The sequence below is a fragment of the Bradyrhizobium sp. 21 genome (assembly GCF_023073335.1).
In the GTDB taxonomy this organism is placed as follows: domain Bacteria; phylum Pseudomonadota; class Alphaproteobacteria; order Rhizobiales; family Xanthobacteraceae; genus Bradyrhizobium.
Window position 1 is genome coordinate 42,085 of the sequence record NZ_JADPJG010000029.1, and the last position, 17,125, is coordinate 59,209.

A 17,125-nucleotide genomic window follows, 5' to 3' on the forward strand; every position below is an offset into this window, starting at 1 on the left:
AATCACTTGGCTTTCGCCCGCTGCTATCAGGTGCTATGACGCCGCGATATTCCCGTTCGCGCCCCCCGGGCGCCGTTCTCAAGAGGCTTCTCCGATCATGGCAAAAATCAAGGTGTCCAACCCCGTCGTCGAACTCGATGGCGACGAGATGACCCGGATCATCTGGCAGTACATCAAGGACAAGCTGATCAACCCGTACCTCGATGTCGAGCTGCTGTATTTCGATCTGGGGATGGAATACCGCGACGAGACCAACGATCAGGTGACCATCGACGCCGCCGAGGCCATCAAGAAGGTCGGCGTCGGCGTCAAGTGCGCCACCATCACCCCGGACGAGGCCAGGGTGAAGGAGTTCAACCTCAAGCAGATGTGGAAGTCGCCGAACGGCACCATCCGCAACATCCTCGGCGGCGTGATCTTCCGCGAGCCGATCATCTGCAAGAACGTGCCGCGCCTCGTTCCCGGCTGGACCAAGCCGATCATCATTGGCCGCCACGCCTATGGCGACCAGTACCGCGCCACCGACTTCAAGTTCCCCGGTGCAGGCACCCTGTCGATGAAGTTCGTCGGCGCCGACGGCACCGTGATCGAAAAGGAAGTGTTCAAGGCTCCCGATGCCGGCGTCGCGATGGGAATGTACAACCTCGATGATTCCATCATCGACTTCGCCCGCGCCTCGCTGAACTACGGCCTGCTGCGCGGCTATCCGGTCTACCTCTCGACCAAGAACACGATCCTCAAGGTCTATGACGGCCGCTTCAAGGACATCTTCCAGGACGTCTACGACCGCGAGTTCAAGACAGAATTCGAGGCCAAGGGCCTGACCTACGAGCACCGCCTGATCGACGACATGGTGGCGTCGGCCCTGAAATGGTCGGGCGGCTATGTCTGGGCCTGCAAGAATTACGACGGCGACGTGCAGTCCGACACGGTCGCGCAGGGCTACGGCTCGCTCGGCCTGATGACCTCGGTGCTGCTCACCCCGGACGGCAAGACGGTGGAAGCCGAAGCCGCCCACGGCACGGTGACCCGCCACTACCGCGAGCACCAGAAAGGCAAGGAGACCTCGACCAACTCGATCGCCTCGATCTTCGCCTGGACCCGTGGCCTGTCGCACCGCGCCAAGCTCGACAACAATGCCGAGCTCGCCAAGTTCGCCCTCACCCTGGAGAAGGTCTGCGTCGACACCGTCGAGGAAGGCTACATGACCAAGGACCTCGCGCTGCTGGTCGGCGCCGACCAGCGCTGGCTCTCGACCACCGGGTTCCTCGACAAGGTCGCCGAGAACCTCACGAAAGCGTTGGCGGCGTAAGCCGTCCGCAATTTCGCCCGACTGGGGCGAGCATCATCACGGGCCGCGCCGCAAGCGCGGCCCGTTCTTTTTGAGACCCCTCGCGCGGAGATGCGACCATGTCGATCAAGCTTGCCGTCCCCTGCCTGATGCTGCTCGCCGCGATGGCTGGGCCCGCATTCGCCGCCGACGCGCTCCCCGACGCCATCGCCGCGCCCGGCGAGACCACAGTCCTCAGCGTCCACGCCGAGGGCGCGCAGGTCTATGAGTGCAGGGCCGGCACCGACGGCAAGCTCGCCTGGGCTTTTCGCGAGCCGATCGCCACGCTGCTCGCCGAGGGCAAGACTGTCGGCCGGCATTATGCCGGCCCGAACTGGGAGCATGCCGACGGCAGCGCGGTGGTGGGCAAGGCCATCGGCAACGCGCCGGGCGCCACGGCCGCTGATATTCCCTGGCTGAAGCTGGAGGTCGCCTCCCGCCGCGGCAACGGCGTGTTCACACCAGTCACCACGGTTCAGCGCATCAACACCCATGGCGGCAAGCTCGACGGCGCTTGCGACAAGGCCGGCGAGTTCAAAAGCGCGCCCTACTCGGCCGAGTATGTTTTCCTGAAGAAGGGCTGACCGCTCAGCGGTCAGTGCCCTCGCGCTCCGCCTGCGCCAGTTCTGCCGCCGCGAGATCGCCAGTGTCCTCCAGCCGCGCCTTGGCGGTCTGATGGACGTGTGCGGCAAGCGTCGGCATGCGCGCGATCAGGGCGTGAAAATCCTGGGCGTCGAGCACCAGCAGCCGCGTCTTGCGCGTGGCCGTCACCGTGCCGCTGCGTTTTGTCTTGTGCAGCAGCGCGATCTCGCCGAAGAAAGTGCCGTCCGTGAGCCGCACCTGCTGGCTCGGCAGCGTGATCTCGACCTCGCCGGCGGTGATGAAGTACATCGACGAGGCGGCATCGCCTCGCCGCACCAATATTTCGCCCTGCTCGATGGTGCGCGCGCGGAGCAGCCGCATGATATCGGCGATCTCCGATGCGGTGAGATGCGAGAACAGCGGCACCCGCGCCAGCATGCCCCAGGTGACGACGAAGTCGCGCCGCTTCAACTCTTCGGCAAAGGCGGTGGAGATGATCGCGACCGGCAGCGCGATCATGGCGAAACCGGCGATGATGGCGAACACGGAGATGAATTTTCCGAGCGCCGTCACCGGCACGACGTCGCCATAGCCGACGGTGCCGAGCGTCACGATCGCCCACCACATCGCGTCCGGAATGGTACCGAGCTTGTCGGGCTGCACATCACGCTCGATGGCGTAGAGCAGCGAGGCAAACGTCAGAACGGCGCCGATCAGGATGACGATGCAGCCGATCAGCGCCCGACGCTGGGCGTGCACGGCGGCGAGCAGCGAGCGCATCGCCGGCGAATAACGAACGAGCTTGAAGAACGGCAGCACGCCGAGCGCCGCGAGCGTCGCATGCCGCCCGGTAACCAGCACGATCGTGGCGGGCAGGAACGCCAGCAGATCGATGATCCCGAGCGCGGAGAAGGCATAACCCAGCCGGTCGGAGAACGCCGAACCCTTGCGCGGCGTGTGGCCCGCCACGGTCCACAGCCGCGCGGCATATTCCAGCGCGAACACGATGACGCAGAGGATGGTGATCGCCGAAAACAAGACGCCGAACTGCGCGTCCAGTTCCGGCACCGAGGCGAGGATCATTGCGGCGACGTCGAGCACGATGACGCTGATGATCAGCTGGATGAAGCGCGATTCGGCCGAATAGGCCAGCGGATCGTGCTCCAGCAATTCGTAGAGGCGATCCCTCAAATCGGGATCGACTGGGCCTCGTCCTCGCGGAACGGGGCGCACGGCCTCACGCGCCTGCCATCGCTTTTTCGATCGCCGTGAGCGCCGCCGCCGCATTGGCGCCGTCGGGACCGCCGGCCTGCGCCATGTCGGGCCGGCCGCCGCCGCCCTTGCCGCCAAGCGCTTCGGAAGCGACCTTCACCAGATTGACCGCATTGAAGCGCGAGGTCAGGTCGGCGGTGACGCCGACCACGATCCCGGCCTTGCCGTCCCCGGTGACGCCGACGATGGCGACGACCCCGGAGCCGATCTGCTTCTTGCCGTCATCCGCAAGGCTCTTGAGATCCTTCATCTCGATGCCCTCGACCGCACGCGCCATCAGCTTGACGTCGCCGACCTCGCGCACGCCGGAGGCTGCGCCATTGCTGCTCGCTGCGCCGCCGCCCATCGCCAGCTTCTTGCGGGCGTCGGAGAGCTCGCGCTCGAGCTTCTTGCGCTCCTCCATCAGCGCACTGATGCGCGCCGGAACCTCGTCGATCGAGGTACGCAGCTCGTTGGCCGCGGTCTTCGCCAGCGCCATGGTCTCGTTGGCGTGCCTGCGCGCGTAACTGCCGGTCAACGCCTCGATGCGGCGCACGCCGGAGGCGACTGCGCTCTCGCCGGTCAGCGTGATCAGGCCGATATCGCCGGTGCGCCTCACATGCGTGCCGCCGCAGAGCTCCACCGACCAGCCCATCGCATTGGCGCCGTGCTCGCGCGCGGTCTTGCCCATCGAGACGACGCGAACCTCGTCGCCATATTTTTCGCCGAACAGCGCACGCGCGCCGGCCTCGCGGGCCTCATCGACGCCCATGATGCGGGTCGTGACCTCGTCATTCTCCAGCACTACGTCGTTGGCGATGTCCTCGACGCGGGCGATCTCCTCCGCCGTGATCGGCTTCGGATGCACGAAGTCGAAACGCAGACGATCCGGCGCAACCATCGAGCCGCGCTGGGCGATGTGATCGCCGAGCACCTGGCGCAGCGCCTCGTGAATGAGGTGCGTCGCCGAATGATGCGCGCGGATCGACGAGCGCCTGTTATGATCGACCTCGAGCTGGAGCGCGGTGCCGAGCTTCAGCTCGCCGCTCTCGACCGTGCCGACATGAACGAAGAGATCGCCGAGCTTCTTCTGCATGTCGGTGACGCGGAATCTGATCCCGCCCTCGCCGACCAGCACGCCGGTGTCGCCAACCTGGCCGCCGGACTCCGCGTAGAACGGCGTCTGGTTCAGCAGCAGCGCGCCGGTGTCGCCGGCCTTGAGGCTGTCGACCTCCTTGCCGTCCTTCACCAGCGCGGAAACCACGCCTTCGGCGCTCTCGGTCTCGTAGCCCAGGAATTCAGTGGCGCCCAACTTCTCGCGCAGCGGGAACCAGATCGCTTCGGAGGCCGCCTCGCCCGAGCCCTTCCAGGATTCGCGCGCCTTGGCTTTCTGACGCTCCATGGCGTCGGTGAAGGAGGCCTGGTCGACACTGATGCCGCGCGACTTCAACGCGTCCTGCGTCAGGTCCAGCGGGAAGCCATAGGTGTCGTAGAGCGTGAAGGCGACGTCGCCGTCGAACATGTCGCCCTTCTTGAGCGAGGCGCTCTTCTCGTCGAGGATGGCGAGGCCGCGCGTCAGCGTCTTGCGGAAGCGGGTCTCTTCCAGCCGCAGCGTTTCCTCGATCAGCTTTTCCGCGCGCATCAAATCAGGATAGGCCTGCCCCATCTCACGCATCAGCACCGGCACCAGCCGATGCATCAGCGGATCCTTCGCGCCGAGCAGCTGCACGTGGCGCATGGCGCGGCGCATGATCCGGCGCAGCACATAGCCGCGGCCCTCGTTCGAGGGCAGCACGCCGTCGGAGACGAGGAAGGCGGACGAACGTAGATGGTCGGCGATGACGCGGAACGAGGCGACGGTCTGCTCGTTCGGTCCGCTGCCGAGCGCGGAGGCGGTCGCGTCGATCAAATGACGGAACAGGTCGGTCTCGAACACACTGTCGACGCCCTGCATGACGGAGGCCATGCGCTCCAGGCCCATGCCGGTGTCGATCGAGGGACGCGGCAGCGCCACGCGCTCCTCCTTCGTCACCTGCTCGTACTGCATGAAGACGAGATTCCAGAATTCGAGGAAGCGGTCGCCGTCCTCTTCCGGAGACCCCGGAGGTCCGCCCCAGATGTGATCGCCGCGATCGATGAAGATCTCCGAGCACGGGCCGCACGGGCCGGTGTCGCCCATCGCCCAGAAATTGTCCGAGGTCGGGATGCGGATGATGCGGTCGTCGGAGAAGCCGGCGATCTTCTTCCAGAGGTCGGCCGCCTCGTCGTCGGTGTGATAGACCGTGACCAGCAGCTTGTCCTTCTTCAGCCCATACTCTTTGGTGATCAGCTTCCAGGCCAGCTCGATGGCGCGCTCCTTGAAATAGTCGCCGAACGAGAAGTTGCCGAGCATCTCGAAGAAGGTGAGATGGCGCGCGGTGTAGCCGACATTGTCGAGGTCGTTGTGCTTGCCGCCGGCGCGCACGCATTTCTGCGAGGTGGTCGCGCGCTGATAGGGCCGCTTCTCGACGCCGGTGAACACGTTCTTGAACTGCACCATGCCGGCATTGGTGAACATCAACGTGGGATCGTTGCGCGGCACCAAGGGCGAGGACGACACGATCTCGTGGCCGTTCTCGGCAAAGAAGTTCAGAAAGGTCGACCTGATCTCGTTGACGCCGCTCATGTTCATCCAATCGGGTGTGCTTGGGCCCGCTCATACGCCATCCAAACCGCGAGTTTGGGCTGATATCTGCGGACAGAAGCGCTTTTAGACAAGGCCAGCTTCGCTGTCCAGAAACTGTGCAGAGAGATCAAAGCGTTGCCGCAGGTGCGCAATCCCGTTGAAAGGCGCGAGTGCCGCGTTGACAGGCTTGGCCGGGCTGTGGTCTTTACCTATCTGTATCGTACGGCCACGTCGGGAGAGACCGGCACTGGTAGCCGGCGCCGAAGGAGCAACCGCCCCGGAAACTCTCAGGCAAAAGGACCGCGTGGCTTTGACAGCATCTGGAAAGAGGCGCCGGCGGGCCAAAACCCTTTAACGTGGGTTGGCCCGGATAGCGTCCGCCGACGGGATAATACTCTCAGGCACAGCGACAGATGGGGCTTCGACTGGTGTCCACCGGAGAATCGTCTCCGGGGAACCGCCGAGGGCCCCTGTGATGCTTGCGCGCGACGACCAAGAGTCCCTGAAAAATACGCCCCTTCACGGGCTTCATGTCTCCCTCGGCGGCAAGATGGTGCCGTTCGCGGGCTATGACATGCCCGTGCAATATCCGGCCGGAGTCCTGAAGGAGCACCTTCATACCCGCAGCCAGGCCGGCCTGTTCGACGTCTCTCACATGGGCCAGCTCGCGCTTCGGCCGAAATCCGGGAGGATCGAGGACGCCGCCCGCGCGCTGGAGCGGCTGGTGCCGCAGGATATCGTCGCGGTTGCGCGAGGACGGCAGCGCTACGCCCAGTTTACCAATTCGGTCGGCGGCATTCTGGACGATCTGATGGTCGCCAATTTCGGCGACCATCTGTTCCTCGTCGTCAACGCCGCCTGCAAGGCAGAGGACGAGGCGCATCTGCGTGCGAATCTCGCGGACGACTGCGTCATCGATTCGCTTGTAGACCGCGCGCTGATCGCGTTGCAGGGCCCGAAGGCGGAATCGGTGCTGACGAAATTATGTGCAGAGGCGCCCGGCATGAAGTTCATGGATGCCGGCCCGCATAAGGTCGCCGGCATCGACTGCTTCGTCTCGCGCTCCGGCTACACCGGCGAGGACGGTTTTGAAATTTCCGTTCCCGCCGCGGACGCCGAACGTCTCGCCAAGACGTTGCTCGACAATCCCGAGGTGATGCCGATCGGCCTTGGCGCCCGCGACAGCCTGCGCCTGGAAGCCGGGCTCTGTCTCTACGGCCACGACATCGACACCGCGACCACGCCGGTCGAGGCCGCACTGGAATGGTCGGTGCAGAAGAGCCGCCGCCGCGGCGGCGCGCGTGCCGGCGGCTTTCCCGGCGCCGAAAAAATTCTCGCGCATTTCGACAATGGTGCATCCCGCCGCCGCGTCGGCCTGCGCCCTGATGGCCGCGCGCCGGTGCGCGAGGGCGCGCTGCTGTTTGCGGATGCGACCGCTGGCGAGCCGATCGGAAAGGTCACCTCGGGCGGCTTCGGCCCGAGCCTGAATGCGCCGGTGGCGATGGGCTATGTGCCCACGAGCCAGAGCGCGCTCGATACAAAGCTCTTCGCTGAGGTGCGTGGCCAGCGGCTGCCGCTCACAATCGCCGCCATGCCCTTCGTGAAAAATACCTACAAACGCTGAGGACAAGAAATGACCACGACGCTGTACACCTCCGACCACGAATGGCTCGCGATCGACGGCGACGTCGCCACCGTCGGCATCACCGACTACGCGCAGTCGCAGCTCGGCGACGTCGTGTTCGTCGAATTGCCCAAGCTCGGCCGCACGCTGAAGAAGGCCGAACCCGCCGCCGTCGTGGAATCGGTGAAGGCCGCATCGGACGTCTACGCGCCTGTTAGCGGCGAGGTGCTCGAGACCAACCCCGAGCTCGCAAGCGAGCCGGCGCTGGTAAACTCGGACGCGCAGGGCAAGGCGTGGTTCTTCAAGATCAAGATGGCCGACAAAAGCGAACTCGGCGGCCTCATGGACGAAGCCGCCTACAAGGCCCACACGGCGTGAGATGAAGCAGACTCAACCGATCGTCATGCCCCGCGAAGGCGGGGCATCCAGTAACGACCGGCGGCGCGGATTGAACCGAGAGGCCGCGGCATACTGGATCGTCCGCCCAGTGCGCAATTGCGCACAAGGCGGACGATGACGACGAGAGATGATTGAAAGCGAGGACCCATGATGACCGCGCACCGCAAATCCAACGGCGACACCGCCCCCTTCGTTCGCCGCCACATCGGCCCCTCGGCGCGCGACGTCACCGCCATGCTGGAGGCCGTCGGCGCCAGAAGCGTCGACGCGCTGATGGCGGAGACGCTGCCCGCCTCGATCCGGCAGGCCACCCCGCTCGATCTGGGCAAGCCCTTGAGCGAGACCGAGGCGATCGCGCATATGGGCGAGCTCGCCGCCCAGAACCAGGTCTTCACCTCGCTGATCGGCCAAGGCTATTCCGGCACGATCCTGCCCGCGGTGATCCAGCGCAACATTCTGGAGAACCCGGCCTGGTACACGGCCTACACGCCCTACCAGCCCGAGATCAGCCAGGGCCGGCTCGAGGCGCTGCTGAACTTCCAGACCATGATCTGCGACCTGACCGGGCTCGACGTCGCCAATGCCTCGCTGCTCGACGAGGCCACCGCGGCGGCCGAAGCGATGGCGCTCGCGGAGCGGCACTCGCGGGTCGAAGCAAAGGCCTTCTTCGTCGACAAGGACGTGCATCCGCAGACGCTCGCTGTGATGCGCACCCGCGCCGAGCCGCTGGGCTGGACCCTGATCGTCGGCGATCCCCTCACCGATCTCGACAAGACCGACGTGCTCGGCGCGCTGCTGCAATATCCGGGCACGTCGGGCGCCGTGCGTGACCTCAGGCCCGCGATCGCGACACTGCGCGCTAAGGGCGCACTCGCGATCATCGCCGCCGATCTGCTGGCGCTGACACTGCTCGCCTCGCCCGGCGAACTCGGCGCCGACATCGCCATCGGCTCTGCGCAGCGCTTTGGCGTGCCGATGGGCTATGGCGGGCCGCACGCCGCCTACATGGCAGTGCGCGATGCGCTGAAGCGCTCGCTGCCCGGCCGCATCGTCGGCCTCTCCGTGGATTCGCGCGGGATGCCGGCCTACCGTCTCGCGCTGCAGACCCGCGAGCAGCACATCCGCCGCGAGAAGGCGACCTCCAACATCTGCACGGCGCAGGTGCTGCTCGCCGTGATCGCCTCGATGTATGCGGTCTATCACGGCCCAGAGGGCCTGGCGCAGATCGCACGCAATGTGCATCGTCGCGCGGCCGTGCTGGCGACCGGCCTGCGCAAGCTCGGCTTTGCGTTACAATCTGAAAACTTCTTCGACACGCTCAGCGTGGACGCCGGCAGCAAGCGCGCCGAGATCGTCGCGCGCGCGGTTGCCGAAAAAATCAATCTCGGCGTTGGCGAAAACGGCTTGCGCATCGCGCTCGACGAGACCACCACGCCCGCGACGGTGGAAGCGGTGTGGCGCGCGTTCGGCGGCACGCTTGCCTATGCCGAGATCGACGCTACCACGCGCGAGGCGCTGCCGGAGGCGCTCAAGCGCGGGACCTCCTTCCTCACCCATCCCGTCTTCCATGCGCATCGCTCGGAGACCGAGATGCTGCGCTACATGCGCAAGCTCTCAGATCGCGACCTCGCGCTCGACCGCGCGATGATCCCGCTGGGATCGTGCACGATGAAGCTGAACGCGACCACCGAGATGATGCCGCTGACCTGGCCGGAGTTCGGCTCCTTGCATCCGTTCGCCCCGCGCGAGCAGGCACGCGGCTATCACGCGCTGTTCGCGCGCCTGGAGAAGTGGCTGTGCGACATCACCGGCTATGACGCGATCTCGCTGCAGCCGAATTCGGGCGCACAGGGCGAATATGCCGGGCTGCTCGCCATTCGCGGCTATCATGCCGCGCGCGGAGAGAGCCACCGCAAGGTCTGCCTGATCCCCTCCTCCGCCCACGGCACCAACCCGGCCTCCGCCGCGATGGTCGGCATGGACGTGGTGGTGGTCGCCTGCGAAAAGAACGGCGACGTCGACGTCAACGATCTCCGCGCCAAGGCCGAAAAGCACGCGAACGATCTCGCCGCGGTCATGATCACCTATCCTTCGACGCATGGCGTGTTCGAGGAGCACATTCGCGAGATCTGCGACATCGTCCACGGCCATGGCGGCCAGGTCTATCTGGACGGCGCCAACCTCAACGCGCAGGTCGGTCTGTCCCGGCCCGGCGATTACGGCGCCGATGTCAGCCATCTCAATCTGCACAAGACCTTCTGCATCCCGCATGGCGGCGGCGGCCCCGGCATGGGCCCGATCGGTGTCAAGGCGCATCTCGCGCCGTTCCTGCCGGGCCATCCCACGACGGATGGGAACGCGCCGGTCGGCCCGGTCTCGGCGGCGCCGTTCGGCTCGGCCTCGATCCTGACCATCTCCTATATTTACATTCTGATGATGGGCGGCGAAGGCCTGAAGCGCGCCACCGAGATCGCGATCCTCAACGCTAACTATGTCGCAGCCCGCCTCGATGCGCACTTCCCGGTGCTCTACAAGAACGAGAAGGGCCGCGTCGCGCATGAATGCATCGTCGATCCCAGGGCGCTGAAGACGACCAGCGGCGTCACCGTCGACGACATCGCAAAGCGCCTGATCGATTACGGCTTCCACGCGCCCACCATGAGCTTCCCGGTCCCGGGCACGCTGATGATCGAGCCGACCGAGTCGGAATCGAAGGCGGAGCTGGATCGCTTCTGCGACGCCATGATCGCGATCCGGAAAGAAATCGCCGAGGTCGAAGCCGGCCGCTTCAAGATCGAGGCGTCGCCCTTGCGCCACGCTCCGCACACGGTGCACGACATCGCGGACGATGCGTGGAATCGCGCCTACACCCGCGCCGAGGGCTGCTTCCCTGCGGGCACCTCACGCACCGACAAGTACTGGTGCCCCGTGGGCCGCGTCGACAACGTCTATGGCGACCGCAATCTGGTGTGCTCCTGCCCGCCGGTGAGCGATTACGCGGAGGCCGCGGAGTAACAGGCTGCGCTTCGTCGCAAGAGTTCCTCGCAATGACGCTTCTGAAAGCCTAAGGCGCGACCAACAATCGGCTTTCGCGATCCCACCGCCACAGCCGTTGGTTGGTCAGAAGCGTGCCGCCCCAAAAGCGCCGAATCGGATTGTGGCGGCGGAAATCCTCCCGGCCCGCGAGGAGTGCTTCGCCAAATTCGGTCAGCGACAGCCGACTCCGGCGATAGGCGGCGTTGCGACCTCGCGCATCGTGCTGTGGCAAGATCGCGAGTTTCGGATCGAGACCCGCGATCGCCGGCATCGGGCCGGACGCTAGCCCTTCGAGCAACGGGCCGAGCTCCCACTGGTCGAACACGCGCATCTCAAGCAGCCCGCCCGGCTGAAACAGCTCCTTGGTACGGTTGTGTCCCTGCGCGATCAATTCGAGAAGCCGCGTTTCCGTAGCGCCAAGTCCCGTGACCGGCGACGGCAGTTCTGCCAGCAATTCTTCCATCGCCGGCTTCAGGAACGGGAGCCTCGGAAACTCCCGACCGAGCAGTCCGAAACAGAGCTCCGGCGTTGGGCCCCGGTAAGCCTCCCAGGTCATCCGGGCAGCCTCGAGATCGCTGTCGCCGACGTCGAACTCCCTGACGGGACGATTGCGAAGCGCCGCGACGTCGGCTCCGAGCAAGTCGAAATCGACCAGCCGCAGGCGCAGACGCTCGATCATGGATGGATGAGACCGCAGATAGTCGAGGATCCAGATCAATAGCAATTGGCTGTTGGGTTCAGGATCGAACCACAGCTCGATGCGATCGACACCGCAAACCTCACAGAACCAGACCAGCCAAGTGTCCTTATGCGCGAGACCCGTCTGGGAGGATCGCCTGACGAGGTCAGACCAATGCACCTCGGGATCGCGTGGGAATATGCGACCGTTGAGATATTGATCAAGATGGTATGACGTGGGCAGCGGTCCCGACACGAACCGAAAGATCAGCGGGACGACAATTTCCGCGCGGTCGGCGTGGATGAGACCAATCCCGGACGAACTGGTCAGAATCATACGCCTCATGTCCGAGGTGCCCTCACACAAAACGAAACGGGCACCGATGACGTCGGCAACTCAACATCCTCAGCGCCCGCTCCTCGCGAAAAAACTCTTCTGTCGAAGCTTACTCGTCCGCCGGCTCCTCGCCGTCGGCGTCACGCTCGGGGCTGCCGGCGAGAATCTGCTCGGCGATCAGGCCGGAGTTCTGGCGGATTGAGGTCTCGATCTTGGCGGTGATGTCGGGGTTGGCCTTCAAAAACGCTTTCGAATTCTCGCGGCCCTGGCCGAGGCGCTGGCTGTCATAGGAGAACCACGCGCCAGACTTCTCGACGATGCCGGCCTTGACGCCGAGATCGAGGATCTCGCCCATCTTGGAGACGCCCTCGCCGTACATGATGTCGAACTCGACCTGCTTGAAGGGCGGCGCCAGCTTGTTCTTCACCACCTTGACGCGCGTGGTGTTGCCGACCACCTCGTCACGCTCCTTGATCGCACCGATGCGGCGAATGTCGAGACGGATGGAGGCATAGAACTTCAGCGCATTGCCGCCGGTGGTGGTTTCCGGCGAGCCGTACATTACGCCGATCTTCATCCGGATCTGGTTGATGAAGATGACCATGGTGTTGGATTTGTTGATGGACGCGGTCAGCTTGCGCAGCGCCTGGCTCATCAGGCGGGCCTGAAGGCCGGGCAGCGCATCGCCCATCTCGCCCTCGAGTTCGGCCTTGGGCACCAGCGCCGCAACCGAATCGATCACCAGCACGTCCACAGCGCCGGAGCGCACCAGCGTGTCGCAGATTTCAAGCGCCTGCTCGCCGGTGTCCGGCTGGGAGATCAGGAGCTCGTCGATGTTCACGCCCAGCTTGCGCGCATAGACCGGGTCGAGCGCGTGTTCGGCGTCGATGAAGGCGCAGATGCCGCCCTTCTTCTGCCCTTCCGCCACCGTATGCAGCGCCAGCGTGGTTTTCCCTGAGGATTCCGGCCCGTAGATTTCCACGACGCGCCCCTTCGGCAGGCCGCCGATCCCGAGCGCGATATCAAGCCCCAGCGAGCCCGAGGAGATCGCTTCGACATCCATCGAGCGGTCGTTCTTGCCGAGCTTCATCACCGAGCCCTTGCCGAACTGCCGCTCGATCTGGGAGAGCGCGGCGGCCAAGGCTTTAGTCTTGTCCATGGAGGATCCTTCGACGATACGCAGCGCAGTGGTGGACATCGGGTCGTGCTCCTTATGACGAGGATTCGCGTGAGGGACAAACGATTGGCGAGGCGGTCCGTCGATAAAGGCAACGTACCCTATTTGTTCTAGGTTCGCAATATGTTCTTTTGCGGCGGCGTCAAGGAAATCGAGCGGCTAGTCAAAAAGCTGGAGATCGACAAGGAAAGCCTTGCCGAACAAGACGAGGCGCCAAAGGACGACATCTTTGAATGAAGAGGCCGCCAACTGAGGCGGCCTTATTCGGGATTTCGTTGCTTTGCCGCAGCCGTTTTAACTAGGGGCACGCAATCCTGATGAACTCAGCCATTTCTGAATGTGTAAGGCGTTCTCGCTCAGTTGCGCTGCCTTTAACAAAGCTACCCGCTTAGGGCCCGGAGGTGCTGACTCTGCCTGGCTACGAGCGGCGCTCGCCAATTGAGTTAAGCGTTCCGTTAGGGTGATGAGCTTGATCATAGGATGGCTCCGCATTTTGGCGGGAGCACGGGGCTCTCAGTCACCGTTAGAGGCCGTGATGGGCCGGTGATGGAACTACTAGGCGCTCGTTCATCGAGAATAGATATAAAATTCCGCGGTGCGAAACAGGCCCCTCATTTTCAAACTAGTTGAATTTCGCAGAGGCCTGATTTGTGGACCCCGGGAACCTGATCTCAAGGCAAGGCGTTCTGAATCCCGTTCCGCAACGATCGGGAGAGAGAGCTATGGAACGCCGTCGAGTGAGGCAAACGCAATCGCTTGAAGACCGTCTAGCCCAACAAGCCGAACGCCTCCGAGAACAAGCCAAAGAAGTCCCCCCAGGTATCGAGCGCGAGCAGCTGTTGCGCCGCGCCCGGCAGGCCGAAACCGGCTCGCACATGAGCGAGTGGTTGAGATCCCCGGGACTGCAGCCGCCAGATTAGCTTTGGAACAAATGTGCACTTTGATACTTAGTGACTCGCCTTTGGCAGGGTGAGCTTATGAACTTCTATAGCGGCGACAAGTTTTCAGGACCGAAGACCCGGGAGGAACGGCGCTGCGGTTGCGGCGCTCAGCCAAGACTAGCGCACAAAATGATGGACCCGGTCCGAGGCCTCACCGTCCGCGTGTTTGAATGCCAGTGCGGCGAACGCAGCTGGACCGAGGACAAAGAGTAAGGCCGCCTCAGGGGGCGGCCTCTTTCGTTTCAAAGGATGCTGAGTAGGTAGGCCAATTCCCGCTGGTATCGTTCGGCAGATGAATTCACCTGCAGCCGCTTCCCTTCGACCATATGGAAACTGCCGATCTTCAATCGCGAGATTGGAATGCTCTGGGGGCCGGTGATGCGGCTGCCGACACGAAGTCGTCAGTAATTGCGAACGAATCCGCGGGGTTCTCGTGGTCAAACAGCTTGTGATACTTTTCTGCAATTGAATGCGCCCGTTCCACATACATTCTAGAGGCGCGGTCAGGCGTTGCACGAAGCCGACTCTTTGAGCCAACCATCGTCATGACGATTGCTGCCACACGCGGGGCCAGTACCCGGATGTGGGGGCTGACCTGTTTCCGAGCGCAGTACCCCCAAGTTGAAGCGAGCAGCGGCGGCCCGGTCGACCTAGTAGATGCCGCCCGGCACCGGATGCGGCGGTACGCACTCCCTAAACGAACCCCCTTTCGACAGGCGACAGTCCCAATAATTCTCCACCATCATCCCAGCTATGGCGAGGGCGATAAGGATCAAAACAAGAATTGCCACGCGCCGTTCAAAGACGGGAGAGAGCCTGCCTCAGTTGGCAGCTTTTCTGATTTTCCCCGAGCCGCCGCATTTCGTGCAGGGCCGAAACTCGATCTTTTCACCAAGGCGAGCCGGCTTCATGCCGGTGTCTCGGCCCGTCCCGTCACATTCAGCGCAGTTGAATTCGACGTCCTTCTGCTCGGTCATGTGCGCCTCTCCCGTGCGTGGGCTCTTCGATCTCGCGCCCTGTTGAATTCGGCAGCGTGTCAAACCGTTTTCTAACACAGGTTGAGCGGGATTCCGTAGTCTCCCGAAGCGATTCCCTCTTCGACTCAAAAGATGACGCGCATCAAAGACAGACGGTTTGCGCGCCGTCATAATTCCGCAATTCTGCGGCACCGAAACTTTTTTGCGGTCTTGGGTTTTCCTTGGGATGGGGACCGTAACTCTGGGGATCTCAGTCATGGCGGAAAACACGCACCACCATACGACCAGGCGCAATCCCCTGCTGGAGGCGGCGCGGGAGGAGATGATCAAGTTCGAGCGCAAGGAAAACGAGTTCCGCAAGCGGGACCGCGAAGAGCGCGCCGCCGAGCTCCAATTGCCGCTGGACGCGATCAAGGTTCATTAGGCTGCCAGGGTGGGCTTCGTGTTGGCCGAGGCCGCGCCAGCGCCGCGGCAGGCGGCGGCCCTGTTCATCTCGAGAGAACAGTATCCAAATCGCCATTCGCATGCCCCGGCGAACGAATCGCGTCCGATATGGTATCTAAATACTACCTGTAAGCCATTGATAGAGCGACGAGATTTCCGAGCGGGCTACTGTGCATGGGGTTGTTTTCCACTTTTTTTAAAAGGCGCGCAGGCCTTCCAGCGCGGGAGCTGCAATTTGGGCCGGGCGTGCCACTGTCCCAAGGCAGGCTCCGCCGCCCTACAGCAACGCCAGCAACACGATGCCGATCACCAGCACGACGAAGCCAGCCGCCGTCGCGGCGGCAAATGACCGCTCTACGTTGTCCATGATGCCACCCCGTTGCCGGCGCGCCACGTTTCCCCCATGGCGTCGCCGTCGGTGCGGAATCTCGCCTGCCTGTGTGTCCGCAGTCGTGCGAACGGATGTCGAAATTGGGACGGGTGCGGGGTCAGTCTGGGGCCTCCGATCGCGACTTTCGCAGGCCCCTGTCGGGCACGCGTAAGCCTCGTCTCCTAGTCTGGTCGTGCCCGGTGGACCAACACCGGGCCTCCATACCCGGTCGACGACCCCGCTCTCCCCGAGCGGGGTTTTCTGTTCGCGGGCCCAGGCGAACGCACCGGGGCCGATCCGATTGATGGCCTGTCAGGCTGTCGTAAGCTGAGCCGGCTAGGGTCGTCTGGCTATGGTGTTGCAGCCCAGCACCTCAGCCTCCAATAACCTGCTCCCCGCTTGGCTCTTCCCAAGCGGGGTTTTTTCATGCCGGCCGGCCGGTTTGCGAGCCACACTCCTCCCGCGTCAGCCGCAGCGAGAAGGCGCGGATCGCGGGCGCTGCGAGCAGAACGATCGGCAGCATCGCGGCCCATGCGATCAGCCACGACACCATCCAATGCGCGAGGAAGACCATCGCGCTGCCCGCGGGCAGGCTGGCGATCCCCGCCGCGATCAGCGAGGTCAGGCCGGACTGGATGACACCGAAGACGAAATGAGAGTAGCGCCGGGGAATGCCGAGCATGACGCGCCCATATTGGTTGCCGTCATCGGGCCAAGCAAACCACATGCCGTCGCAAGCGCCCGGAGGGCCGAGGAACTCCGTTCACGGTCGGAGAACCACGGGCATGGCGGTCTCGTGGGCGCCGTCTTTCGAGATTCGATTTCGTTTGTTTCGGAGCGCGTGCGTTTGCGAGATAGCCGTGAACTATCCGGGACTTACCGACAGAATTTGCTTGTCCCCGGAATAATACGCCGCCCAACATGTTCGCAGTGATTGGAAGGTGAATCGTGGGAGTTGACCATGAACCACAGGGGCGTGGAGTTCACCGTCGCCAAGACGGCCATTCCTGGAATCTGGCAGTGGCAGTTCCGGATCGGCGAGCAGATCAAGGCCGGCAGGACCGAGACCAAGATCGACCTCCTGGCGATCCGGCGGGTGCAACTGCGCATCGATCGGGAGCTGAAAGCGATCGGGCGCAAAACGGCCTGAACCGCACGGCCTGAACCGGCCGGATCGGCGGCGGCCCGGCGCCATATACGCCGCGGCACGTCATGGCCTGCAAGGGCGCCATGGCGCCACCGGGTGTATTCCGTAGCCGCCCGGAATTGATCTGCAGCTGGTTTGGGATTGGAGTGCGCCCGCCCATGGCCTCG

14 protein-coding genes and 1 riboswitch are annotated in these 17,125 nt (G+C 63.9%); of the genes, 8 read left to right on the plus strand and 6 right to left on the minus strand.

The window, feature by feature from the left end:
* The first annotated feature begins 97 nt into the window (after positions 1-97).
* Together IVB31_RS23520 and IVB31_RS23525 are read left to right on the plus strand one after the other, a co-directional pair.
* On the plus strand, positions 98-1,312 hold the full coding sequence (locus IVB31_RS23520) for an NADP-dependent isocitrate dehydrogenase (RefSeq protein WP_247328271.1): 1,215 nt from the start codon (positions 98-100) through the stop codon (positions 1,310-1,312).
* Between the two features lie 98 nt (positions 1,313-1,410).
* Positions 1,411-1,914: a DUF3455 domain-containing protein gene (locus tag IVB31_RS23525; RefSeq protein ID WP_247328275.1), complete on the plus strand. Its 504-nt coding sequence runs from the start codon at positions 1,411-1,413 to the stop codon at positions 1,912-1,914.
* Positions 1,915-1,918: 4 nt separating this feature from the next.
* On the opposite strand, the gene IVB31_RS23530 is transcribed toward IVB31_RS23525, so the two are convergent.
* On the minus strand, positions 1,919-3,145 hold the full coding sequence (locus IVB31_RS23530; RefSeq protein ID WP_247328278.1) for a cyclic nucleotide-gated ion channel: 1,227 nt from the start codon (positions 3,143-3,145) through the stop codon (positions 1,919-1,921).
* A gap of 4 nt (positions 3,146-3,149) precedes the next feature.
* Positions 3,150-5,828: an alanine--tRNA ligase gene (gene alaS, locus IVB31_RS23535; protein ID WP_247328281.1), complete on the minus strand. Its 2,679-nt coding sequence runs from the start codon at positions 5,826-5,828 to the stop codon at positions 3,150-3,152.
* A gap of 222 nt (positions 5,829-6,050) precedes the next feature.
* Positions 6,051-6,140: riboswitch (glycine riboswitch) on the plus strand.
* Positions 6,141-6,303: 163 nt separating this feature from the next.
* Between alaS and gcvT the strand changes: the two genes are divergently transcribed.
* The 3 genes from gcvT to gcvP all read left to right on the plus strand — a co-directional run bounded on the left by gcvT (position 6,304) and on the right by gcvP (position 10,866).
* Positions 6,304-7,452, plus strand: a complete 1,149-nt coding sequence (gene gcvT, locus IVB31_RS23540; RefSeq protein ID WP_247328283.1) for a glycine cleavage system aminomethyltransferase GcvT — start codon at positions 6,304-6,306, stop codon at positions 7,450-7,452.
* A 9-nt stretch (positions 7,453-7,461) separates the two neighbouring features.
* Positions 7,462-7,830: a glycine cleavage system protein GcvH gene (gcvH, locus tag IVB31_RS23545; RefSeq protein ID WP_247328286.1), complete on the plus strand. Its 369-nt coding sequence runs from the start codon at positions 7,462-7,464 to the stop codon at positions 7,828-7,830.
* A gap of 171 nt (positions 7,831-8,001) precedes the next feature.
* Positions 8,002-10,866 (plus strand): aminomethyl-transferring glycine dehydrogenase, encoded by a 2,865-nt coding sequence (gcvP, locus tag IVB31_RS23550; RefSeq protein ID WP_247328455.1) that lies wholly within the window; start codon positions 8,002-8,004, stop codon positions 10,864-10,866.
* A gap of 49 nt (positions 10,867-10,915) precedes the next feature.
* Here the strand turns inward: gcvP and IVB31_RS23555 are convergent, their stop codons facing one another.
* Both IVB31_RS23555 and recA read right to left on the minus strand, forming a co-directional pair.
* Positions 10,916-11,932 carry a hypothetical protein gene (locus tag IVB31_RS23555; RefSeq protein ID WP_247328288.1) on the minus strand — a complete coding sequence of 339 codons (1,017 nt, stop codon included), beginning with the start codon at positions 11,930-11,932 and terminating at the stop codon, positions 10,916-10,918.
* Positions 11,933-12,011: 79 nt separating this feature from the next.
* The gene (recA, locus tag IVB31_RS23560; RefSeq protein WP_247328290.1) at positions 12,012-13,100 is read right to left on the minus strand and encodes a recombinase RecA; all 1,089 of its coding nucleotides are present in this window, start codon (positions 13,098-13,100) and stop codon (positions 12,012-12,014) included.
* Between the two features lie 701 nt (positions 13,101-13,801).
* On the opposite strand from recA, the gene IVB31_RS23565 reads away from it, so the two are divergent.
* On the plus strand, positions 13,802-13,999 hold the full coding sequence (locus IVB31_RS23565) for a hypothetical protein (protein ID WP_247328292.1): 198 nt from the start codon (positions 13,802-13,804) through the stop codon (positions 13,997-13,999).
* 842 nt (positions 14,000-14,841) lie between these two features.
* Here the strand turns inward: IVB31_RS23565 and IVB31_RS23570 are convergent.
* The gene (locus IVB31_RS23570; protein WP_247328294.1) at positions 14,842-14,997 is read right to left on the minus strand and encodes a hypothetical protein; all 156 of its coding nucleotides are present in this window, start codon (positions 14,995-14,997) and stop codon (positions 14,842-14,844) included.
* Positions 14,998-15,253: 256 nt separating this feature from the next.
* On the opposite strand from IVB31_RS23570, the gene IVB31_RS23575 reads away from it, so the two are divergent.
* Positions 15,254-15,421, plus strand: a complete 168-nt coding sequence (locus IVB31_RS23575; RefSeq protein ID WP_247328296.1) for a hypothetical protein — start codon at positions 15,254-15,256, stop codon at positions 15,419-15,421.
* An 814-nt stretch (positions 15,422-16,235) separates the two neighbouring features.
* On the opposite strand, the gene IVB31_RS23580 is transcribed toward IVB31_RS23575, so the two are convergent.
* Positions 16,236-16,493, minus strand: coding sequence for a DUF2798 domain-containing protein (locus IVB31_RS23580; protein WP_247328457.1), 258 nt, complete (start codon positions 16,491-16,493; stop codon positions 16,236-16,238).
* A 279-nt stretch (positions 16,494-16,772) separates the two neighbouring features.
* Here IVB31_RS23580 and IVB31_RS23585 point away from each other — a divergent pair, with 279 nt between their 5' ends.
* The gene (locus IVB31_RS23585) at positions 16,773-16,961 is read left to right on the plus strand and encodes a hypothetical protein (RefSeq protein ID WP_247328298.1); all 189 of its coding nucleotides are present in this window, start codon (positions 16,773-16,775) and stop codon (positions 16,959-16,961) included.
* The last annotated feature ends 164 nt before the right edge of the window (positions 16,962-17,125 follow it).